General features: G+C 67.5%; 21 protein-coding genes. 4 read left to right on the forward strand and 17 right to left on the reverse strand.

Annotated features, from left to right (window positions below; genetic code table 11):
* Window positions 1–21: 21 nt before the first annotated feature.
* Both FGX59_RS18155 and FGX59_RS18160 read right to left on the reverse strand, forming a co-directional pair.
* Window positions 22–2112, reverse strand: a complete 2091-nt coding sequence (locus FGX59_RS18155; RefSeq protein WP_138468550.1) for a TRAP transporter large permease subunit — start codon at window positions 2110–2112, stop codon at window positions 22–24.
* 146 nt (window positions 2113–2258) lie between these two features.
* Window positions 2259–3311: a TRAP transporter substrate-binding protein gene (locus FGX59_RS18160; RefSeq protein ID WP_138468551.1), complete on the reverse strand. Its 1053-nt coding sequence runs from the start codon at window positions 3309–3311 to the stop codon at window positions 2259–2261.
* Between the two features lie 355 nt (window positions 3312–3666).
* On the opposite strand from FGX59_RS18160, the gene FGX59_RS18165 reads away from it, so the two are divergent.
* Together FGX59_RS18165 and FGX59_RS18170 are read left to right on the forward strand one after the other, a co-directional pair.
* On the forward strand, window positions 3667–4446 hold the full coding sequence (locus FGX59_RS18165) for a FadR/GntR family transcriptional regulator (protein ID WP_138468552.1): 780 nt from the start codon (window positions 3667–3669) through the stop codon (window positions 4444–4446).
* Window positions 4446–5006: a gamma-glutamylcyclotransferase family protein gene (locus tag FGX59_RS18170; RefSeq protein WP_138468553.1), complete on the forward strand. Its 561-nt coding sequence runs from the start codon at window positions 4446–4448 to the stop codon at window positions 5004–5006. The genes FGX59_RS18165 and FGX59_RS18170 overlap by 1 nt, the downstream gene beginning before the upstream one ends.
* Here the strand turns inward: FGX59_RS18170 and hisC are convergent.
* Entirely contained in the window at window positions 5003–6103 is a 1101-nt protein-coding gene (gene hisC / locus FGX59_RS18175; protein ID WP_138468554.1) for a histidinol-phosphate transaminase, read from the reverse strand. The two genes, FGX59_RS18170 and hisC, sit on opposite strands and share 4 nt — an antisense overlap.
* Before the next feature lie 236 nt (window positions 6104–6339).
* Between hisC and FGX59_RS18180 the strand changes: the two genes are divergently transcribed.
* The gene (locus FGX59_RS18180) at window positions 6340–7803 is read left to right on the forward strand and encodes an aldehyde dehydrogenase (protein WP_138468555.1); all 1464 of its coding nucleotides are present in this window, start codon (window positions 6340–6342) and stop codon (window positions 7801–7803) included.
* A gap of 117 nt (window positions 7804–7920) precedes the next feature.
* Window positions 7921–13023 carry a PAS domain-containing protein gene (locus FGX59_RS18185; protein ID WP_171060699.1) on the forward strand — a complete coding sequence of 1701 codons (5103 nt, stop codon included), beginning with the start codon at window positions 7921–7923 and terminating at the stop codon, window positions 13021–13023.
* A gap of 33 nt (window positions 13024–13056) precedes the next feature.
* Here the strand turns inward: FGX59_RS18185 and FGX59_RS18190 are convergent, their stop codons facing one another.
* From FGX59_RS18190 to FGX59_RS39330, 14 genes are all read right to left on the reverse strand, one after another.
* The gene (locus tag FGX59_RS18190) at window positions 13057–14076 is read right to left on the reverse strand and encodes an LLM class flavin-dependent oxidoreductase (RefSeq protein ID WP_138468557.1); all 1020 of its coding nucleotides are present in this window, start codon (window positions 14074–14076) and stop codon (window positions 13057–13059) included.
* Window positions 14077–14736: 660 nt separating this feature from the next.
* Window positions 14737–15357, reverse strand: a complete 621-nt coding sequence (locus tag FGX59_RS18195; RefSeq protein WP_138468558.1) for a TIGR02466 family protein — start codon at window positions 15355–15357, stop codon at window positions 14737–14739.
* Window positions 15358–15432: 75 nt separating this feature from the next.
* Window positions 15433–16029: a hypothetical protein gene (locus FGX59_RS18200; protein ID WP_138468559.1), complete on the reverse strand. Its 597-nt coding sequence runs from the start codon at window positions 16027–16029 to the stop codon at window positions 15433–15435.
* A 134-nt stretch (window positions 16030–16163) separates the two neighbouring features.
* Entirely contained in the window at window positions 16164–16577 is a 414-nt protein-coding gene (gene rplP / locus FGX59_RS18205) for a 50S ribosomal protein L16 (protein ID WP_138468560.1), read from the reverse strand.
* Window positions 16578–16588: 11 nt separating this feature from the next.
* Window positions 16589–17320: a 30S ribosomal protein S3 gene (gene rpsC / locus FGX59_RS18210; RefSeq protein ID WP_138468561.1), complete on the reverse strand. Its 732-nt coding sequence runs from the start codon at window positions 17318–17320 to the stop codon at window positions 16589–16591.
* On the reverse strand, window positions 17320–17700 hold the full coding sequence (gene rplV / locus FGX59_RS18215) for a 50S ribosomal protein L22 (protein WP_138468562.1): 381 nt from the start codon (window positions 17698–17700) through the stop codon (window positions 17320–17322). The genes rpsC and rplV overlap by 1 nt, the downstream gene beginning before the upstream one ends.
* 3 nt (window positions 17701–17703) lie before the next feature.
* On the reverse strand, window positions 17704–17982 hold the full coding sequence (rpsS, locus tag FGX59_RS18220) for a 30S ribosomal protein S19 (protein ID WP_138468563.1): 279 nt from the start codon (window positions 17980–17982) through the stop codon (window positions 17704–17706).
* Window positions 17983–17985: 3 nt separating this feature from the next.
* Entirely contained in the window at window positions 17986–18828 is an 843-nt protein-coding gene (rplB, locus tag FGX59_RS18225) for a 50S ribosomal protein L2 (RefSeq protein WP_138468564.1), read from the reverse strand.
* Window positions 18829–19001: 173 nt separating this feature from the next.
* On the reverse strand, window positions 19002–19625 hold the full coding sequence (locus FGX59_RS18230; RefSeq protein WP_138468565.1) for a hypothetical protein: 624 nt from the start codon (window positions 19623–19625) through the stop codon (window positions 19002–19004).
* Between the two features lie 119 nt (window positions 19626–19744).
* Window positions 19745–20041, reverse strand: a complete 297-nt coding sequence (locus FGX59_RS18235; RefSeq protein ID WP_138468566.1) for a 50S ribosomal protein L23 — start codon at window positions 20039–20041, stop codon at window positions 19745–19747.
* Complete coding sequence (rplD, locus tag FGX59_RS18240) at window positions 20038–20658, reverse strand: 50S ribosomal protein L4 (RefSeq protein ID WP_138468567.1); 621 nt, start codon at window positions 20656–20658, stop codon at window positions 20038–20040. Before rplD ends, FGX59_RS18235 begins: the two co-directional genes overlap by 4 nt.
* Window positions 20658–21389 (reverse strand): 50S ribosomal protein L3, encoded by a 732-nt coding sequence (gene rplC / locus FGX59_RS18245; protein ID WP_138468568.1) that lies wholly within the window; start codon window positions 21387–21389, stop codon window positions 20658–20660. The genes rplD and rplC overlap by 1 nt, the downstream gene beginning before the upstream one ends.
* 16 nt (window positions 21390–21405) lie before the next feature.
* On the reverse strand, window positions 21406–21714 hold the full coding sequence (rpsJ, locus tag FGX59_RS18250) for a 30S ribosomal protein S10 (protein ID WP_108261210.1): 309 nt from the start codon (window positions 21712–21714) through the stop codon (window positions 21406–21408).
* A gap of 199 nt (window positions 21715–21913) precedes the next feature.
* Window positions 21914–22005 (reverse strand): hypothetical protein (locus FGX59_RS39330; protein WP_093363049.1); only part of this gene is annotated, 92 nt, incomplete at its 5' end.

Raw genomic sequence — 22005 nt, forward strand, 5'->3', positions numbered from 1 at the left:
GCCGTCATCCTTTCCGTCGTGTCAGTAGGCTACCGAGGGCAGCCATGTCGCCAGCGCGGGCCACAGGAAGACCAGCGCGAGGCCGAGAAGCTGCAGGAGCACGAAGGGGATGATGCCCTTGTAGATGTCCATCAGCTTGATTTCGGGCGGGCAGACGCCCTTGAGATAGAAGAGCGCGAAGCCCACGGGCGGGGTCAGGAACGAGGTCTGCAAGGTCACGGCCACCAGGATCACGAACCACACCAGCGCGGCATCGTCGAGCTCGCCGAAGCCCGGGATCGCCAGATCCAGCCCGGCAATGACCGGCGCCATCAGCGGCAGGACGATCAGCGTGATCTCGATATAGTCGAGAACGAAGCCCAGCAGGAACACGATGAAGAGAATGAAGATCACGGTGCCGTTGGGGCCGAAGCCGGTGCCCGAGATCATCTCCTCGATCAGGAAGTCGCCGCCGAGCTCGCGCAGCACGAAGGAGAAGACCGTCGCGCCGAGGAAGATGGCGAAGATGTAGGCGGTGGTGTTGAAGGTCGCCTTGCAGACATTCCACAGCTTGGCGAAGGTGAATTTCCGGTAGAGCAGCGCCAGCAGCGTCGCGCCGAGCGCGCCCACGCCCGAGGCTTCGGTCGGGGTGGTGATGCCCGCGAAGATCGAGCCCAGCACGGCGAGGATCAGCCCCAGGGTCGGCAGCACCGCGATCGCCACGTCCTTCACCGCCGCCCAGTCGGGCGCCTTGGCACCGGCCGGGACCGGGGCGACGTCGCGCTTCACCAGCGCGATGACGAAGATGTAGACGAGATAGAGCGCGCCGAGGATGAAGCCCGGGAAGACCGCCGCCATGAAGAGGTCGCCGACCGACAGCGCCATCTGGTCGGCCATGATGACGAGCATGATCGAGGGCGGGATCAGGATGCCGAGCGTGCCGGAGGCCGCGACGACGCCCGCGCCCAGCGGCTTCGAGTAGTTCTGCGCCATCATCGTCGGCAGAGACAGCACGCCCAGCAGCACGACCGAGGCGCCGATGATGCCGGTCGAGGCGGCGAGGATGATGCCGATCAGCGTCACGGTCAGCGCCAGCCCGCCGCGCACCGTGCCGAAGAGCCGCTGCATCGCGGTCATCAGCTTCTCGGCCACGCCGGATTCGTCGAGCATCAGCCCCATGAAGATGAACATCGGCAGCGCGACCATCACCGGATTGGCCATGGTGGCGTAGACCCGGTTCACCGTGGCGCCCAGCGTCAGGTAGTCGAGCCCGGTCAGCGTGCCCTCGAAGCTCTCCCAGCCGATCATCGCGGGCAGGCCGAAGAGGTCGTTGTCATAGAGGAAGGCGATGCCGCAGAAGAGCACGCCGACCCCCGCCAGCGTCCAGGCCACCGGGAAGCCGGTGAAGAGGAGCGCGATGAAGGTCAGGAACATCGCGATGACTAGCTTCTCCTCGGTGTACTCGACGAGGAAGGTCAGCGCGTAGCCGACGACGGCGAAGCCCAGCAGCGTCAGCAGGATGATCCGCAGGTCCCGGCCCTCGCGCTCGGAGGGGCCGCCGAAGATCAGCGCATGGCCGTCATGGATCAGCCGCGCCAGCGCCGCGAGGCCCAGGAGGATGAAGCTGACCGGGATCACGCCCTTGAGGATCCAGCGGTAGGGCAGGCCCGAGGGGCTGTCCGAGCTCTCGTTGACGCGGAGGCTCTCGTAGAAATAGTCGTAGCCCTGGTCGACCATCAGCCAGATGAAGGGGAAGACCAGCGCCAGGATGCCGATCACCTCGATCACCCTTTGCGCCCGGCGCGACAGCTGCATGTGGAGGAGGTCGACGCGCACATGGCTGTCGGAGACCATCGCGTAGGAGATGCCGATCATCGTCACCAGCCCGTAGAGATGCCATTGCAGCTCGTCGAGCTTGGGGAAGTTCATGTTGAAGGCGTAGCGCATCACCACCTGGCTGACGATCGCCAGGACCAGCACCACATTGGCCAGCATGACGACATGGCCGACGGTCTTGACCCCCGTCTCGATCGCCTTCGCGACCGGCTGGTCGTCGATATCGGGATGCTCCAGGAGCCCTTCGTAAGTGCCGACCGGATCGTCGAGCCGGTCCTCTTGCTGGTAGCCTTGCATGGCGCGTCGTCCTCGTCCCTGCCGCCGGCGCCTGCCGGGGCTCTCCTCGTCTCGATGAAAGCGGCCGCATTCTGCCGGCGGGCCCGACCGGAAACCGGAGCGGGGCGCCTCATGGCGCCCCGCGGCAGGTCTCTAGGATGCGGCGGTCACTTCCGCGGCAGGAAGGCGTTGACCTTCCACACTTCGTAGCCGTCGCGGAATTCCGACAGGTCGGCCCAGACCTTGGCGAAGAACGGGTCGTTCGCGGCCTCCTCGGCGGCGACCTCTTCCCAGGCGGCCTCGAAGGCGGCCAGCATTTCCGGCGACCACTGCTCGATCGTGACGCCCTCGTTGGCGACATTGTCGTTCATGACCTTGAACTGGGACGCCTCGCCCTCGGCGAAGCTGTCGGCCAGCGAGGCCATGCAGGCATTGTGCAGGATCGCGCGGTGCTGCTCGGACATGTCGTTATAGACGTCCTTGTTGACCAGCAGCTCGAAGAAGGTCGCCTGCTGGTGCCAGCCCGGGAAGTAGTTGTACTTCACCAGCTTCGAGAAGCCGAGGCGGGTGTCCACCGCGGGCATCGAGAATTCGGTCGCCTCGATCGCGCCCTTCTCCAGCGCGGGGAAGATCTCGCCGCCCGGGATCAGCGACACGGCCGCGCCCATCTTCTCCAGCACCTTGCCGCCGAGGCCGTAGAAGCGGATCTTCAGCCCCTGCATGTCCTCGGGCGAGGTGATCTCCTCGGCGAACCAGCCGGCGGTTTCCGGCGCGTTCAGCGCGCAGGGGATGACCTGCACGTTGTAGCCGCCCTCGTCGTACATTTCCTGGTAGAGCTTCAGGCCGTTGCCGTAGAACATCCAGGCCATGAACTCGCCCGCGTCCGGGCCGAAGGGCACGGCCGAGAAGATCGGCGAGGCCGGCATCTTGCCCGCCCAGTAGCCCGAGATCGTGTAGCCGGAATTGACCTTGCCGGTGGAGACCGCATCGAGGATCTCGAAGGGCGGCACCAGCTTGCCGGGCTCGTAGATGCGCATCTGCATCGTGCCGCCGGACATCAGCTCCAGCTGCTCGGCGACGCGCGGCAGCGGCGTGCCCAGCCCCGGAAGCGCGGTCGAGAAGGCGACCGGCGTCTTCAGCAGCAGCTTGTCCGCGGCCTCGGCCATGGGCGCGGCAAGCATGCCGGCGACGGCCGCGAGGCCGATAAGGGATTTCTTCATGTGCTCCTCCAAAAGCGTTCGGCGCCCGACGGACGCCGACAGAACCGGGTGGCTCCCGCACCCCCCCTGATAAGAGGTTTATAAAGTTGACCACTGACACGGAGAACCCGGTTTCGAGATCCTGCGGCGACCTTACGCACCCCTCACGCAATGGTTAACGGAGGAATTCAGAAAATGTCAAATGTTTAAAACACTGTAAACGCTTGAAAAGTTTTCCTAGCGTCATGAAAAATGCATGACGGATAGCTGGATTCTGCATAACCGGTGCGTTTTGCGATGGAACAGGCCGCAGCTCTTGTGGAATAGTCTCTTGACCTCCTGACTGGATCTTCACCCTCTGCAGGCCCGGAACTTGATGTCGGAACAGCTCTTCGATCCCGTGGATCATGACTCGGTCGCCGACTCGGTCGTCGCCCAGATCGAGGACATGCTGGTCGCGGGCATTCTCAAGGAAGGCACCCGCCTGCCCTCGGAACGCAACCTGGCCGAGCTGATGGATGTCTCGCGCCCGAAGCTGCGAGAGGCGCTGAAGCGGCTGGAGGAGGCCGGGCTGATCGTCACCCGCCATGGCGAGGGCACCTTCGTTGCCGCGCTGACCGGCCAGGCGATGTCGCCCGCGCTGATCGACCTCTATGCCCGCCACCCGGTCGCCTTCTTCGACTATCTCGAATACCGCCGCACGCAGGAGGCCTTTGCCGCCAGGCTCGCCGCCGAGCGGGCCACCGCGCCCGACCGCGAGATCATCCGCGCCTGCATGGAGCGGCTGCGCCAGACCTGGGTCGATGCCGACGACCAGGGCTCGCGCGAGGCGGATGCCGCCTTCCATTCGGCCGTGGTCGATGCCAGCCACAACCGCACGCTGATCCACATGATGGGCTCGATCTTCCAGCTCACCCGCCAGGGCGTGTTCTACAACCGCCATTTCCTGCAATCGATCGACGGCTCTGGCAAGCTCCTGGTAGAGCAGCACCTGGCCATCGGCGAGGCGATCCTGGCCGGCGAACCCGAGGCCGCCGAGGCCGCCGCCGTCGCCCATATCGACTTCGTCGAGCGCTCCTTCCGCAAGGGCCTGCAGGCGCATGAGCGCGAGACCGTCGCGCGCAAGCGCAGCCTGCTCCTCAGGGATGGCGGCTGATGGGCTGGTTCTTCGGCTACGGCTCGCTGGTCAACCATCTGACCCATGACAACCGCCCGCTGCGCGCCGCGCGGCTGGAGGGGTGGCGGCGCGAATGGTGCCTGACCACGCTGCGCCCGGTCGCCTTCCTGTCGGCCCGCCCCGCCCCGGGCAGCGCCATCGACGGGCTGGTCGCGCAGGTGCCGGGCGGCGACTGGCGCGCGCTCGACCAACGCGAATACGCCTATGACCGCCATCCGGTCACCGCGCAGATGACCGACGAACGCGCCGAGGAGGCCGTGCAGGTCTATTCCGTCGCCGGCCGCCACCGCGCCGGGACCGGCCGCGGCAGCATCCTTCTGAGCTATCTCGACGTGGTCGCCGAAGGCTACCAGCACCATTTCGGCGAGGCCGGGGTGGCGGCCTTCTTCGCCACCACCGACGGCTGGGACCGGCCCGTGACCGACGACCGGCATCAGCCGGTCTATCCCCGCCACCGCCCCGTGATCCCCGCGATCCGCGACATGGTGGATGCCGAGCTCGCCGCCCGCGGGATCGAACGGCGCCCGCCCGAAGGCTAGAGCACCGCCTTCAGCGCCGCCAGCACCTGGTCGGTATCCGCCTCGAGCCCCACGGAAATCCGCAGCCAGCGCTCGTAGCCCGGCTGCTTCCACGGCTTGACGATCACGCCGCGGTCGAGCAGCCGCGCCGCGACCTCCGAGGAGGGCTGCCCGGTCTCGGCGAAGAGGAAGTTCCCCAGCGAGGGCAGCACCCGCAGCCCCAGCGCCTCGAGCCCGCGCGCCAGCCGGGCGCGCTCGGCCACCGTGGCGGCCACCGAAGCCTCCATATGGGCAGGATCGGACAGCGCGGCCAGCGCCGCCACCTGGGCCATGTGGCTGGTATTGAAGGGCGTGCGCACCAGGTCGAGCCCGCGGCGCAGCTCGGCGTCATTGGTCGCGCCGAAGCCGATCCGCAGCGCCGCCAGCCCCCAGGCCTTGGAGAAGGTCCGCAGCACCATCAGCGGCCGGTCATGCGTCGCGAGCATCTCGGCCGCCGAGCGGAAATCGCCATGGGCGGCGTATTCGACATAGGCCTCGTCCACCACCAGCAGCGTGTCCGGCCGCTGCGCCGCCAGAACCCGTCCGAGGCCCTCGGGGTCGAGCCAGCTGCCTGCCGGGTTCATCGGATTGGCGATCATGACCATCCGCACCGGCTCCGCCATCGCCGCCTCCAGGGCGCCGGTATCGACCTGCCCCTCCGGCGTCAGGCCGATCCGCACCACCTCGGCGCCCATCATCCGGGCATAGTCCTCGTGCAGCGGGAAGGAGGGATAGAGCGTCACCACCCGGTCGCCGGGACGCAGCACCGCGCGCGCCAGCACGTTCAGCAGATCTTCCGACCCGTCGCCCAGAACGACCCAGCCCGGCGGCACGCCCAGCATCGCGCCCAGCTCCGCCGCCAGCTGCCGCCCCTGCGGATCGGGATAGAGATGCGTCGCCCGCGCCGCCGCCTCCAGCGCCTCGGCGACGCGCGGCGAGGCCCCGTGCAGGTTCTCGTTGGAGCCGAGCTTGGCAATCCGGGTGACGCCGGGGCGCCCGGCGATCTCCTCGATCGTCAGCCCGGCATTATAGGGGGCAAGCGCGCCCAGCTCCGGGCGCAGGAGGGTCTCTTCGGCCATGTCGGTCCCTGATAAGTATATACATGTTTTTGAGCAGAGCGCGGCGGCAAAGGCAAGCCCCGCGGCGCCCCGGCCCCGAGCCGGGGCCTCCTGCGGCCAGGATCCGGGCAGTGCCCTGCCCGCTTAGGTCCAGCCTCCGGTTTCGACCGCGCCAGCCGGGGCCCGGCGCTAGGCGCAGCGCCGCCCCGGCGCTAGGACTGGGACAGAGCTGATCCCCCAGAGACCGGAGCGCCGCCATGTCCCTCGCCTTCGACCCCGCCGCCCTGAGCCTGCCCGCCGCGCATTTCATCGGCGGGGCCTTCGTCGAGGCCGAGGCCGCGCTCGATCTTGCCGCCCCGTCCGACGGCCGCGCCCTGCCGCCGATCCCGAGGGCGGATGCCGATCTGGTCGACCGCGCCGTCGAGACCGCGCGCGCCGCGCTGCAATTCTCGGGCTGGGCCGGCTGGCAGCCGCGGGCGCGGATCCGCGCCATGCATGCCTGGGCCGACCTGATCGAGGCCGAGGCGGAGACCATCGCCCGGATCGAGGCCGTCGCCTCCTCCCGCCCCGTCGCCCAGGCGCTCGGCGGCGATGTCGCCAGCACCGCCGAGCAGATCCGCTTCTTCGCCGAATTCGCCGACAAGGAGGCCGGGACGCTGGTGCCGACCGCCGACAGCCAGATGGGCTTCATCTCCGCCCAGCCCTACGGCGTCGTCGGCGCGATCACGCCCTGGAACTTCCCGCTCTCCATGGCCGCCTGGAAGCTCGGCCCGGCGCTTGCCGCGGGCAATGCCGTGGTGCTGAAACCGTCGGAAATGACGCCCTATTCGACGCTCTATGTCGCCGCCCTCTCGGTGAAGGCCGGGATCCCCGCGGGGCTCGTCAACATCGTGCTCGGCGACGGGCCGGTGACCGGCAGCGCGCTCGTCGCCCATCCCGGCATCGACAAGGTCAGCTTCACCGGCTCGACCCGTGCCGGATCGCAGATCATGGAGAACATCGCCCGCACCGGCATCAAGCCGATGACGCTGGAACTGGGCGGGAAATCCCCGCAGGTGGTCTTCGCCGATGCCGACATGGAGGTCGTGCTCGACAGCCTGGAGAAGGGCATCCTCCCGAATGCCGGCCAGTTCTGCGTCGCCGGCTCGCGCATCCTGGTCCAGCGCGGGATCGCCGACGAGCTGGCCGCGAAACTGGCAGAGCGCTTTGCCCGCCCCGCCCCCGCCGCCACCTGGGAGGACCCGGCCGGCTTCTCGCCGATCATCTCGGAAAAGCAGCTGGCGCGGATCGACGGCATCGTCGGCGCCGCCGTGGCCAAGGGCGCGGAGATCCTCTGCGGCGGCAGCCGGTTCGACCGCGCGGGCAGCTTCTACCGCCCCACCCTGATCGGCGGCGTCGATGCCGCAAGCCCGGCAATCACCGAGGAGATCTTCGGCCCCGTCGCCACGCTCCAGGTCTTCGACACCGAGGAGGAGGCGATGGCCCTGGCATCGCACCCGACCTACGGGCTCTGCGCCGGGCTCTATACCCGCGATCTCAGCCGGGCGATGCGGCTGACCCGGCGGCTCGAGGCCGGCACGGTCTGGGTCAACCGCTACGGCCGCACCCGCGACCACATCCTGCCGACCGGCGGCTGGAAGGCCAGCGGGCTGGGCAAGGACCTGGGCCGCGAGGCCTATCTGTCGAGCCTGAAGACCAAGACGGTCCTCATAGACCTGTGATCCGCCGGGGCCCGCCCGAAAAGAACGCGCAAGTTTAACGACCCCCCCGGTTTCAAGTTTGGGTTAGGCTTTTGCCGCCATTCCTGACCAGTGCCCGACCGCTGCACTGGGATGAGAATGGAAGACGGACTGCTAGAAATCGGCCGCGTCGTGCAGGATCTTCCAGGTCCTGCCTGCCTTCTTGCGCCCGATGGCCGGGTCCTGGCCGTCAATGCCGCCATGGCCGAGGCGCTCGGCCGCCCCTCCTCCGTGCTGGCGGGCCAGGTGCTGCGCCGCCTCTGCAGCCCCGGATCCGCGGATCGCCTCGACGCCGCCCGCGCCCGGCTCGCCGAAGAGGGCTGCGCCGAAGGCTGCGTCGCGGATTTCCCCTGCCCGGGCGGCGGCGACGCGGCCTTCGACTGCGTGCTGACCCCGCTCGGCGGCGATCCGTCCACCGCCCCGGCGGTGCTGCAGCTGCGGCCGCTCTCCGCCGCGCAGGGCGCCGGGACGAACGGCCCGCCGGTGCCGCTGCCGCCGGAGGACCATTACCGCGTGCTCAACGATGCCGCGGCGGCGGCGAGTTTCGGGCAATGGTACTGCGAGCTCGGCACCAACCGCATCTGGGCGACCGGCAGCTACTACACCCTGCTCGGCTACGAGCCCTGCGACGCCCCTGCCGATGCCGCCTGGCTGCGCGACCAGGTCCATCCCGAGGATCTGCCCATGTCGGTCAGCGCGATCGGCGATCTGGTTGCCGGGCGCTGCAGCCTGGTGCGGTTCGAGTACCGGCTGCGCTGCCGCGACGGGCGCTACAAGTGGTTCGAGGCCTCGGCGAGGCGCAGCGGCGCGAACGGGCTGCCGCCGATGATCTGCGGCAGCCTCGTCGATATCGACCGGCGCAAGGCCGCCGCGGCGCGGCTCGGCACGGCCCTGGTGGCCGCGCAGGCCGCCCGCGCCGAGGGCGACCGCAACAGCGAAATGCTCCGCATCGCCACCGATTCCGGCCGTGCCGTCGCCTGGTTCCTCGACACCTCGACCGGCATGGTCCAGTACACCACCCCGCCGCGCCAGGCGCTCGGCCAGCCCGACGAAGCGCTGCTGCAGCCGCTCGCCAGCATGCAGGGCGATGTCCATCCCGACGATATCGACGCCGTCCGCCTGGCCCTGCAGGGGCTGATCGCCGGCCGCACGGAGGTCGCCCAGGTCGACTACCGCAAGCGCCACCGCGACGGCCGCTGGCTGTGGTTCGCCTCCGAGGCGCGGCCGCTCCGCCAGGGCGAGGAGGCGCCGCTGCTGATCTGCGGCATCACCATGGACATCACCGAGCGCAAGGAGGCCGAGGATCTGCTGCACCGCGCGGCCGCCGATGCCCGCGCCGCCCGCGACGAGGCCGAGACCGCCCGCCAGCGGCTGCAGTACCGGATGGAGCTGCAGCGCGTCGCCTCGGAAAGCAGCAATGTCGTCCCGTGGTACCATATCCCCTCCACCGGCGAGGCCGAGATCGGCGCCCATATGGCGGCGATCCTCGGCCAGCCCCCGGCGGAGGGCTTCAGCCGCGACGCGCTCGACGCGGCGATGCATCCCGGCGACCTCGCCGCGACCCGCGCGGGCTTCGGCGCGCTGCTCGACGGCACGCAGCGCGAAATCAGCGTCGATTTCCGGCTCCGCCATGCGGATGGCCACTGGGTCTGGATCTCCTCGGTCGGCAAGCTCGTCGACAATTCCGAGATCGGCCTGCCCGACATGATCTGCGGCAGCTTCGTCGACATCTCCGAGCGCAAGGCCGCCGAGGCCCGGCTGGCCGAGGCGCTGGAAGATGCCGAGCGCGCCCGCCAGGCCGCCAAGGACAATGCCGAACTCCTCAGCATCGCCGCGCGCTGCGGCGAGATGGGCGCCTGGCGGATCGGGCTGGAAACCGGCGAGGCCTGGATGGAGGACGAGGGCTTCCGCCAGCTGGGCTACGCCCCCGGCGCCTTCCGCCCGGATCTGCGCGGCTGGCGGCGGCTGATCCATCCCGGCGACCTGCCGCAGGCGCGGCGCGGGCTGGTCGCGCTCCTGCGCGGCCGGACCGAGGTCTTCGATGCCGAGATGCGGCTGCGCCATGGCGATGGCAGCTGGCACTGGTACCGGCTGATCGGCCGCCGGATCTCCGCCCCGGGCCAGCCGGCCTACCTGGCCGGGGCGCATACCCGCATCGACGCGCTGAAGGAGAACGAGCAGCGCCTGGCCGAGGCGCTCGGCGCGGCGCAGGATGCCGCCGCCAAGGTGGAGCTGCGCGAGCAGGTCATGGCGATCACCTCCGAGGCGGGGCAGATCGGCCATTTCATGATCTATCCCGAGCTGGATGACGGTCTCGCGCCCGATCTGACCTACCGGCTGATGGGCTACGAGCCCGGGGAGTTCCCCTGCACCGATGCCGGCTGGCGCGGGCTGATCCATCCCGACCACCTGCCCGGCGATGTCGCGATGATGGACGCGCTCTTCGCCGACGCGCGCGATGTCTACGACACCGAGACCCAGATGCGCCACAAGGACGGCAGCTACCACTGGTACCGGGTCGTGGCCCGCAAGATCGACCGCTCGGCCCAGGACCTGCCCTTCGTCCTGGCCGGGGCGATCTTCAATATCGACAGCCAGAAGGACAGCGAGGAGCGGCTCGCCCGCGCTGCCGACAAGGCGCGCCGCGCCGTCGACCGGCTGAACGCGCTGGCCGACCGCGCGCCAGGCGCGCTCTTCGAATACCAGTCGACGCCCGACGGGCAGATGATCTTCCGCTATTTCAGCGCGACCCTGCCCGATCTGATGGGCATCTCGGGCGAGGCGCTCGCCGCCGACGGCCGGGCGATCTACACCAATATCCTGCCCGAGGACGTGCCGGAGGCCAAGCAGCGGGTCGAAGAGGCGCGCCGCACCGGCCAGACCTTCGAGTACCAGCACCGCATAAACCACCCCGAGCGCGGGCTGCGCTGGATCCTGGTCAAGGCGCTGCCCTATATCCGCGAGGACGGCGTCACCACCTGGTTCGGCAACACGCTCGATGTCACCGACCAGCTGGAGGTGGAGCATCGCGCCCGCTGCGCCGCCGAGGAGCTGCGCGCCGCCCATGAGCGGCTGAACACCATCGCCGAGAACTCGCCCGGGGCGCTCTTCGAGCTGTGGCTGCAGAGCGGCGGCGCCGCCGAATGGCGCTATTTCAACGCCAAGCTGCCCGAGCTGGTGGGCGTCGCCAGCGAAGAGATGCAGGCGGATGCCTATGCCATCTTCCGCAATGTCTCACCCGAGGAGACGGCGCAGATCACCAACCGCTTCCTGGCGGAGCTCGACGATTTCACCGACCAGATCGAGATCCGCTTCAGCCTCGACCACCCGGAACGGGGCCAGCGCTGGCTCCTGTGCAGCGCCAGCCCCGAGCGGCAGGAGGACGGCGCGGTCGTCTGGTACGGCAATATCATGGACATCACAGAGCGGCTGGAGATCGAGTATCTCGCCGCCGAGTCCGCCGCCGAAGTCCACAAGGCGCATGCGCGGCTGAGCATGATCGCCGATATCGCCCCGGTCGGGCTCTACGAATTCCGCCGCCACCCGGACGGGCAGCAGGATTTCCTCTATGCCAGCGGCCGGTTCGAGGAACTGCTGGGCCTCGGCCCCGGCGGGCGCAACACGCCGGCGGACGTGTTCAACCGCATCGACCCGCAGGATCTGCCCAATATCCTCAACAGCATCGACGACAGCGCCCGCAGCCTGATCCCCTGGAAGGCGCGCTTCCGCCTGCACCATCCCGAACGCGGGCTGATCTGGCTTTCCGGCTCTGCGATCCCGCGCCGCGAGGACGATGGCAGCGTCATCTGGACCGGCGCGATCCATGATGTCACCAGCGACGTCCAGCGCGAGGCGGAGCTGCGCCGCGCCCATGAGCTGGCCGAGAAGATGCGCGCCGAGAACGAGCGCCAGGCGCTGCATGACGGGCTGACCGGCCTGCCGAACCGGCGCTACTACGACAGCATGATCGCCAAGCGGCTGAACTACGCGCAGAACTCGCGGGTCCGCGACTGCGTGCTGATCCGCATCGACCTCGACCATTTCAAGTATGTCAACGACACGCTGGGCCACGAGGCCGGCGACCTGGTGCTGATGCGCGTCGCCGAGGTGCTGCGCAACTGCCTGCGCGGCGAGGATTTCGCCTCGCGCATCGGCGGCGACGAATTCTCGATCATCCTCGCGCCCGGCATGAGCGAGGAGAATGCCCGCGAGATCATCGAGCGGATCCAGGTCAAGCTGTCGGAACCGCTGGCCTATGACGGCCGGCTCTGCCGCTTCGGCGCCAGTTTCGGCATCGCCCATACCGACGACCTGACCGAATTCGGCCCCGAGCTGCAGCTTTTCGCCGATGCCGCGCTCTACAAGGCCAAGCAGGGCGGCCGGAACCGGATGGAGTTCTTCACCACCGACCTGCATCAGGGGATCCTCAACGACCGCCGCCTGGCGACCGAGATCCATGCCGGGATGGAGCGCGACGAATTCGTCCCCTATTTCCAGCCGCAGGTCTCGGCCCGCGACGGCAGCCTGGTCGGGGTCGAGACGCTCCTGCGCTGGAACCATCCCGAACGCGGCGTGCTGGTGCCGGGCGATTTCATGCATGTCGCCGAACAGCTGCGCCTGGTGCCGGAAATCGACCGGATCATGATGCTGAAATCCCGCGAGGCGCTGAAGCGCTGGCGCGCCAAGGGGCTGGTCATTCCCAAGATCAGCTTCAATGTCAGCTCCGGGCGGATGCACGACCCGGACGTGGTCGACATGGCGCGCTCGCTGCTCGACGGCCACACAAAGGTGGCGTTCGAACTGCTCGAATCCATCCTGGTCGAGGAGGAGAGCGACGCGTTCAAGTTCCATGTCGACATGATCCGCGAGGCCGGGATCGAGATCGAGATCGACGATTTCGGCTCCGGCCATGCCTCGATCATCGGCCTGATGGAGATCGCGCCCCAGGCGCTGAAGATCGACCGCCGGATCGTCATGCCGGTGGCGCGCGACCACCGCTCGCGCAACCTCCTGCGTGCCATTGTCGAAATCGCCGAGACGCTGGGGATCCAGACCATCGCCGAGGGGGTCGAGACGGAGGAGCAGATCACCGTCCTGCGCCAGTCGGGCTGCGACATGCTGCAGGGCTATGCCTATTCCCGCCCGCTCAGCGAAGACGCGCTGACCGCCTATCTGCGCGGCACCCTGCAGCAGAGTGCCTGAGGGCGGGACCGCGGGGCCCCGCCCCTGCCCGGATCAGCGCCAGCCGAGGGCCGGCGCGACATGGGTCAGGATGCTTTCCAGCACATGGGCGTTGTAGTCGACGCCCAGCATGTTCGGCACCGTCAAGAGCAGCGTGTCCGCCTCGGCGATCCCTTCGTCCTGGCGCAGCTGATCGATCAGCTTGTCGGGCTCGTCGGCATAGCCGCGGCCGAAGACCGAGCAGGTCTGGTCGATGATCCCGAACTGGTCGCGCTCCTTGCCGCCGCGGCCGAAATAGCGCCGGTCCATGTCGTTGGTGATCGCGAAGATCGACCGGCTGACCGAGGTGCGCGGCGCGCGCGCATGTCCGGCCTCTTTCCAGGCCGCCTTGTAGGCGCGCAGCTGCTTGGCCTGCTGCACGTGGAAGGGCTCGCCGGTCTCGTCATCCTTCAGAGTCGAGCTCTGCAGGTTCATGCCGAGCTTGGCCGCCCATTCGGCGGTGGCGTTCGAGCCCGCCCCCCACCAGATGCGGTCGCGCAGCCCCGGCGATTGCGGTTCCAGCCGCAGCAGCCCCGGCGGGTTGGGGAACATCGGCTGCGGATTCGGCTCGGCAAAGCCATCGCCCTTCAGCATGTGCAGGAAGACCTCGGTGTGGCGCCGCGCCATGTCGGCCGGGCTCTCGCCCTCGGCCGGGCCGTAGCCGAAGTACTTCCAGCCGTCGATCACCTGCTCGGGCGAGCCGCGCGAGAGGCCAAGCTGCAGCCGCCCGCCGGCGATCAGGTCCGCGGACCCCGCATCCTCGACCATGTAGAGCGGGTTCTCGTAGCGCATGTCGATGACGCCGGTGCCGATCTCGATCTTCGAGGTGCGCGCGCCGACCGCGGCGAGCAGCGGGAAGGGCGAGGCGAGCTGGCGGGCATAGTGGTGGACGCGGAAATAGGCGCCGTCGACGCCCAGCCCCTCGGCCGCCACCGCGAGGTCGATGGATTGCAGCAGCACGTCCGAGGCCGACCGCACCTGCGAGCCGGGCTCGGGGCTCCAATGCCCGAAGGACAGGAAACCGATCTTCTTCATGGGACATCCTTTCTGGCGCAGCGCGCCGGTTGTCCCCTAGATAGTCGGCGCAATTCCCCGCGTCAGCCGTCCGCTCTGTTCTCCCGCGCGCAGCCACTCTGCAGCCACGCCCATCCCGCCGCCAGCGGCAAGCCGTGTCCGGGCGCTCCCGGCAGCGCTTTCGGACCAGTGTTCGCGCCATCTCCCTCGTCTTACAGGAGGGGCGGAAAAAAACCGCCCCGGCGAATATCGCCCAGCGGATATCCATTCCGGCAGACGGGAACGGGATCCCAGCCGTCCATGACGGAACCGGGGCTGATCACCGGCCGCGGGGGAACCGGACCTCCGTCTCGTCCTTCGCCCGGGGTCCGGAGCTTGTCCGCCCGGCTTCCGCGACATGCGTCAGGATGCCGGTCGCGGCTCCGCTTCGGAACGCCAGGGACAGCCCATGGCCGTGCCCGGCGGCAGGAACGGCGGGACGCTGCCGGGGACGGGCCACGACCGGGCCCTTCCGGCGCCGGAGGCCCCTGCCGCGTCATGAGCCGGAGACTGTGCCGGACGAAGAGGGCCGCCGCGCCCTCGACCCGGTCGGCAGGACGCTCGGGGGCGCCCAAAATCAGCGCGAGACGATGCCGCCGGTCAGGACCGGGAGAGGCCTCCCCTGCCCGGACCGTCCGGGCGTCAGACCCATTTGTAGTTGAAGCTGACCGAGATCCGCTCGTCTTCGGACATGTTCATCGGCACTTCGTGGCGCAGCCAGCTTTCCCACAGCAGCACGTCGCCGACCGCGGGCCTGGCGTAGACGAAGGTGCGCAGCTCCTCGCGGCAGTCCTTGCGGCGAGCCGGCGCCGCCATCATCCGGGCGGAGCGCGGATCCTCGAGTTTCAGCGCCGAGGCGCCGTCGGGCATGGCGACATAGGTCGTGCCGGAGATCACCGAATGCGGATGCAGGTGCGAGGCATGCATGCCGCCCTCGGGCAGGATGTTGATCCAGAGGTCCTCGAGCTCCAGCTTGCCCTCGCCGAGGTCGAATTCCAGATCCTCCGCAAAGGCCGCGACATGGGCGTCGAGCGCCTTCTTCAGCTCGGCGAAGACCGGGAAGCGCCACGGCAGATCGGTCAGCGAGGCATAGGACGTGTAGCCGGGATAGCCGTTCTCCTCGCACCATTGCTGGCCGGCCTCGTCATCCTCGGCGATGACGTAGCAGGAGGTCTCCAGCTCGCGCGGGTCGATGTCATGCCCCAGCTCGGAGAGGCCGGCGCGGTAGAGACGGGTCACGAAGAGGGATTTGATTTCGGCCATGGCGGAGGGCTTCCTTCGGCTGCAGTTGCCGGAGCCTTAGTGCAACTGCCCGGCCAAGGAAAGCCGCAGGGCCGGTCAGCCGTCGGCGGGCACGCGGCGCAGGAGCCAGCGGACCTGCCGGGCGCCTTTCGCTGCACGGCTGATGAAATCATAGAGACAGCACAGCATGGCAAGGCCCTGGGCGATTTCCAGGTACAGGTTGGGCTCTGGCCGCCACGGATAAGGTTCCCGCTGCGACGAGAGCACAAGGAGACCGGCCCACCCCGCCAGCATCGCGCCTAGAAACGGAACTCCGCGCATCAGGCCGACGACCTGCCCGGAGGCCCGCGAGACCGGATGCCCGGCGGTCCGGAAGGGGGTTTTCTTCCTGATGTCCTCGGGCACGCGTCCCAGGACCCGCGTCTCGCGCGCCAGCGCCGCCCGGTTCAGCCGCAGCGATGCAGACCGGGAGGCATGGCCCAGTGCGAAAATCAGGCCGAAGATGGCCAGGATCTCCAGCCCGGACCAGGTCCGGTAGCCGGCCCGCCAAGCCAGGAAGAAGAGGAGAGGCACGAACCAGATGACGGGACCTGCCAGACCTGCGAGCGCGGCGCGCCACAGCTCCCGACGGAATTCTCGAGGGCCGATTTCATCGGGACATGCACGGCGCCGGAGGCGGTCGATCAAGGGCAAGACGGAAAACCCGGACAGGCAAGAGGCCCGGCCATCGTTTCCCGCACTCTGCCATCGGTCAACCGCCAAAAGGAAAGGCCCCCGCCGATCGCTCGGCAGGGGCCCTGTAACTGTCTCGCTTGCGCGATCCGGTCTTACCAGTCCTCGCGGACCACGACGCGGGTCTTGATCGGCAGCTTCATGGCGGCCAGACGCAGCGCCTCGCGGGCGGTTGCCTCCGGAACACCTTCCAGCTCGAACATCACCCGGCCCGGCTTGACCTTGCAGGCCCAGTAGTCGACCGAACCTTTACCCTTACCCATCCGGACTTCGGTGGGCTTGGAGGTCACGGGCAGATCCGGGAAGATGCGGATCCAGACGCGGCCCTGACGCTTCATGTGGCGCGTCATGGCACGGCGTGCAGCTTCGATCTGGCGCGCGGTGATGCGCTCGGGCTCGACGGCCTTCAGGCCGTAGTGACCGAAAGCCAGATCAGACCCGCCCTTGGCTTCGCCATGGATGCGGCCCTTGAACTGCTTGCGGAATTTCGTACGCTTTGGCTGAAGCATTTTCTAACTCCTTAGCGGTCGTTGTCGCGGTTGCGACGACGATCACCACCGGCGCCGCGGGGGGACGGACCGTCCTGCAGCTCCTGGGCCTTGCGATCCCGCGCGGACGGATCATGATCCATGATCTCGCCTTTGAAGATCCAGACCTTGATGCCGATGATGCCGTAGGGCGTCATGGCTTCGGCGGTTGCGTAGTCGATATCGGCCCGCAGGGTGTGAAGCGGCACGCGGCCTTCGCGGTACCATTCGGTCCGCGCGATCTCGGCACCGCCCAGACGGCCGGCGACGTTCACGCGGATGCCGAGGGCACCCATGCGCATGGCGTTCTGCACGGAACGCTTCATGGCGCGGCGGAAGGACACCCGGCGCTCCAGCTGCTGCGCGATGGACTCGGCAACCAGCTGGGCGTCGAGTTCCGGCTTGCGGACTTCGACGATGTTCAGGTGCAGCTCGGAGGCGGTCATCGATGCCAGCTTCTTGCGCAGGACTTCGATATCCGCGCCTTTCTTGCCGATGATGACGCCCGGGCGCGCAGTGTGAACGGTCACCCGGCACTTCTTGTGCGGGCGCTCGATGATCACGCGGCTGATGCCGGCCTGCTTGCAATCCTTCTTGATGAACTCGCGGATCTTGATGTCCTCGAGAAGAAGGTCGCCGTAGTCCTTGGTGTCTGCGTACCAGCGGCTGTCCCAGGTGCGGTTGACCTGGAGGCGCATGCCGATCGGATTGACTTTATGACCCATTAGGCTTGCTCCTCGACCTGGCGGACCTTGATGGTCAGTTCAGAGAACGGCTTCATGATCCGGCCATAGCGGCCACGCGCCCGCGGACGGCCGCGCTTCATCACCAGGTTCTTGCCGACGAAGGCTTCTGCCACGACGAGCTCATCCACATCGAGGTTGTGGTTGTTCTCTGCGTTGGCGATGGCCGACTGCAGGCATTTCTTCACGTCGTTGGCGATCCGCTTCTCGGAGAAGGTGAGGTCGGCCAGGGCCTTCTCGACCTTCTTGCCGCGGATCAGCTGCGCGACGAGGTTCAGTTTCTGCGGGCTGGTGCGAAGCATGCGGACTTTCGCCATTGCCTCGTTCTCAGCCACGCGGCGGGGATTCTTTTCCTTGCCCATGGCTTATTTCCGCTTCGCTTTCTTGTCCGCCGCGTGACCGTAATAGGTCCGGGTCGGAGAATATTCGCCGAATTTCTGGCCGATCATGTCCTCGGTGACGTTCACCGGGATATGCTTGTGGCCGTTGTAGACGCCGAAGGTCAGACCCACGAACTGGGGCAGGATCGTCGAGCGGCGCGACCAGATCTTGATCACTTCGTTGCGCCCGGAATCCCGGGACTTTTCGGCCTTCTTGAGGACATAGGAGTCCACGAAAGGCCCTTTCCAAACGGAACGTGCCATGGGTTAGCGGCCCTTCTTCTTGGCGTGACGCGAGCGGATGATGAGCTTCTGCGACGCCTTGTTGGTGTTACGGGTGCGCATGCCCTTGGTGTCCTTGCCCCACGGGGTAACCGGGGTACGGCCACCGGAGGTGCGGCCCTCACCACCACCATGGGGGTGGTCGATCGGGTTCATGACGACGCCGCGGACGGACGGACGGATGCCCTTGTGGCGCATGCGGCCGGCCTTGCCGAAGTTCTGGTTCGAGTTGTCCGGGTTCGACACGGCACCGACGGTGGCCATGCATTCCTGACGGACCAGGCGCAGTTCGCCCGAGGACAGGCGGATCTGGGCGTAGCCGCCGTCACGGCCGACGAACTGGGCGTAGGTGCCTGCAGCGCGTGCGATCTGGCCGCCCTTGCCGGGCTTCATCTCGATGTTGTGGACGATCGTGCCGATCGGCAGGCCCGAGAACGGCATTGCGTTGCCCGGCTTGATGTCTGCCTTGGCAGCGGCCACGACCTTGTCGCCGACAGCAAGACGCTGGGGCGCGAGGATGTAGGCCTGCTCGCCGTCTTCGTACTTGATCAGCGCGATGAAGGCGGTCCGGTTCGGGTCGTATTCGATCCGCTCGACGGTTGCCGCCACATCGAATTTGCGACGCTTGAAATCGACGACGCGGTACAGGCGCTTGGCGCCACCGCCACGACGGCGAGAGGTGATCCGTCCGGTGTTGTTCCGGCCGCCCGACTTGGTCAGACCCTCAGTGAGGGATTTGACCGGACGCCCTTTCCAAAGCTCCGAACGGTCGATCAGAACCAGCCCGCGCTGGCCAGGCGTCGTCGGTTTATACGACTTGAGTGCCATAGTTTCTGTCTTCCGTTGTTAGAGGGCCCCGTAGGTCCCAGTAGTGAAGGCCCCCGTAGGTGCCCGAATTCAAAAACTGCGGCCCCGGAGCGAATCCGAGGCCGTTCAGGTCCGCCGCATTTAACAGAAGGGTGACACCGCGTCCAGCGCATAGTCCCTGCGCGCCGCTGCTTTCAGCCAAGGCCGCGGCGGTGCCGCAAATCCGTGCTCTCTATCGCCACCCGCTGGACATAGCGCAAGTGCCCGATCGCGCCTTCGAAGGCGCGGTGCTCGGCCCGGTCCTCCAGGTAGTCTCCGATGCGCAGCACGTTGACCGGATGCTTGGCCACCAGCGCCTTGACCCGCTCGACGGCTTCCGCGGCCGGGCAGGTGTCGATCAGCCGGCAGGCGGCCTGGGTCGGGGTCAGCAGGTAGAAATCGCAGAGCCGCTTGGGGCTGTGGCGGGTCGCGTCGAAAGGCGACGCGCCGAGGGCATGGAATTTCGGCAGGACCACGTTCACATCCGCCTCCGCATGGCGGAAGACCGTGCCCGAGACCTGGCGGAAGCCCAGCGGCGCGAGCTTCGCCAGCGCGTGGCGCCGCATTCCCGCGGACAGGATGTCCGCGTCGGCCCGGTCGTACCTAAGCTCGTCGAAGACCGAGATCAGCCGCAGCTGCCAGTCGACCACCTGAAGATACGGATCTGCGTCGAGACCCTCCATCCTGCGGTAGAGCGCCAGGGCCGCCGCGCCGGGCTCGGTCCGGTCCTCGGGCACCCGCACCCCTTCGGTGATCCAGCGCCTGATCCGCGACAGCACGTTCGCCTCCCCTTCCGGTCCCGACTCCCGACATAGCGCGGAGATGGCGGCCGGACATGAAAAAAGCCCCCGCGCTCGGCGGGGGCTTTCTCGATGTCGTGGCCCGAAGGACGTCCGGATCAGAGACCCGTGGAGACGTCGATCGTGTTGCCCTCTTCGAGGGTCACATAGGCCTTCTTGACGTCCTTGCGCTTGCCCAGCATGCCGCGGAAGCGCTTGACCTTGCCCTTGGTGATGGTCGTGTTCACGGCCTTCACCTTGACGCCGAAGAGGGTTTCCACGGCTTCCTTCACCTGCGGCTTCGTCGCGTCGATGGCGACTTCGAAGACGACCGCGTTGGCTTCGGAGGCCATGGTGGCCTTCTCGGTGATGATCGGACGACGGATGACGTCGTAATGTTCCGGCTTCACGCTCATTTCAGGCGAGCCTCCAGAGCTTCGATCCCGGCCTTGGTCACCACGAGGGTGTCGCGGCGCAGGATGTCGTACACGTTGGCGCCCTGGCTCGGCAGCACATCGAGACCTTCGATGTTGGCCGCGGCCTTGGCGAAGTTCTCGTTGACCGCTGCGCCGTCGATGATCAGCGCACGCTTCCAGCCGAGATTCTTGACCGCAGCGGCAAGCGCCTTGGTCTTGGCTTCGGCCAGGTTGGCGTCCTCGATCACGATCAGTTCGCCGGCTTTCTGCTTCGCGCTCAGCGCGTGCTTCAGGCCGAGCTTGCGGAATTTCTTCGGCAGGTCGTGCTCGTGGCTGCGCGGGGTCGGGCCCTTGTAGACGCCACCCTTGCGGAAGATCGGTGCGTTGCGGTCGCCGTGACGGGCGCCGCCAGAGCCTTTCTGGCGCACGATCTTCTTGGTCGAGTAGCTGGTCTCGGACCGGGTCTTGACCTTGTGGGTACCCTGCTGCATGCGCGCACGCTGCCAGCGGACCACGCGGTGCAGGATGTCAGCCCGCGGCTCCAGGCCGAAGATGTCGTCGTTCAGATCGACTTCGCCGGCTTCGCCCGCGTCGAGCTTGATAACGGGAGCTTTCATTATTCATTCCCTCCTTCGGCCGGAGCCTCGGCGGGGGCCTCAGCGGCCGCAGCTTCCGCAGCCTTCAGAGCGGCCGGGAACGGCACGCCTTCCGGCAGCTTCTTCTTGACGGCGTCCTTGATGGTGACCCAGCCGCCCTTGGAGCCCGGAACGGCGCCCTTGACCATGATCAGGCCACGGCCGGCGTCGGTGCGGACGACTTCGAGGTTCTGGGTGGTGACACGGGCAGCACCCATGTGACCGGCCATCTTCTTGCCTTTGAACACGCGGCCCGGGTCCTGACACTGACCGGTGGAGCCGTGCGAGCGGTGCGAGATCGACACGCCGTGCGACGCGCGCAGACCGCCGAAATTGTGCCGCTTCATGGCACCGGCGAAGCCCTTGCCGATCGAGGTGCCCGACACGTCGACTTTCTGGCCGGCAACATAGTGCTCGGCAGAAATCTCTGCGCCGATCTCGATCAGGTTCTCGGGGGCAACGCGGAATTCGACCAGCTTGCGCTTCGGGGCGACCGAAGCAGCTGCGAAATGGCCGCGCATGGCCTTGGAGACGCGCTTGGCTTTTGCAGTGCCGGCGCCGAGCTGGACTGCGGAATAGCCGTCCTTGTCGGCGGTGCGCTGTGCAACCACCTGCAGGGCGTCGAGTTGAAGCACGGTCACCGGGATCTGGCGGCCGTCTTCCATGAACAGGCGGGTCATGCCCACCTTCTTGGCGATCACTCCGGAGCGCATAATCCTATACCCTCCCTCAGACCTTGATCTCGACGTCGACGCCGGCAGCCAGGTCGAGCTTCATCAGAGCGTCGACGGTCTGCGGGGTCGGATCGACGATGTCGAGCAGACGCTTGTGCGTGCGGATCTCGAACTGGTCGCGCGACTTCTTGTCGACGTGCGGACCGCGGAGAACCGTGAATTTCTCGATCTTGTTCGGCAGCGGGATGGGCCCGCGCACCTGTGCGCCCGTGCGCTTGGCGGTATTGACGATTTCCTGGGTGCTGGCGTCCAGAACCCGGTAGTCAAACGCCTTCAGCCGGATGCGAATGTTTTGGCTTTGCATTTGGTTATGCTTTCGCGGCTAAGGAAACGAGAGGTGGAGCGCACATCATTATGCGCCCCACTTGCATTCCCGAAGGTCTTGGGGGTCGGGCCTTTTGGCCCGAAACGGACAGATTCGCAAGCGTTTCACGCCCCCGAACCGCCCGAAATTCAAAAAGAAAGGGAAGCGGAACCAGGGCCCCGCATCCCTTGTCAGATCATCACTCGATGATCTTGGAGACGACGCCTGCGCCGACGGTGCGGCCGCCTTCACGGATGGCGAAGCGCAGCTTCTCTTCCATCGCGATCGGGG

Source organism: Poseidonocella sp. HB161398, assembly GCF_005870025.1.
Taxonomy (GTDB): Bacteria; Pseudomonadota; Alphaproteobacteria; order Rhodobacterales; family Rhodobacteraceae; genus Mangrovicoccus.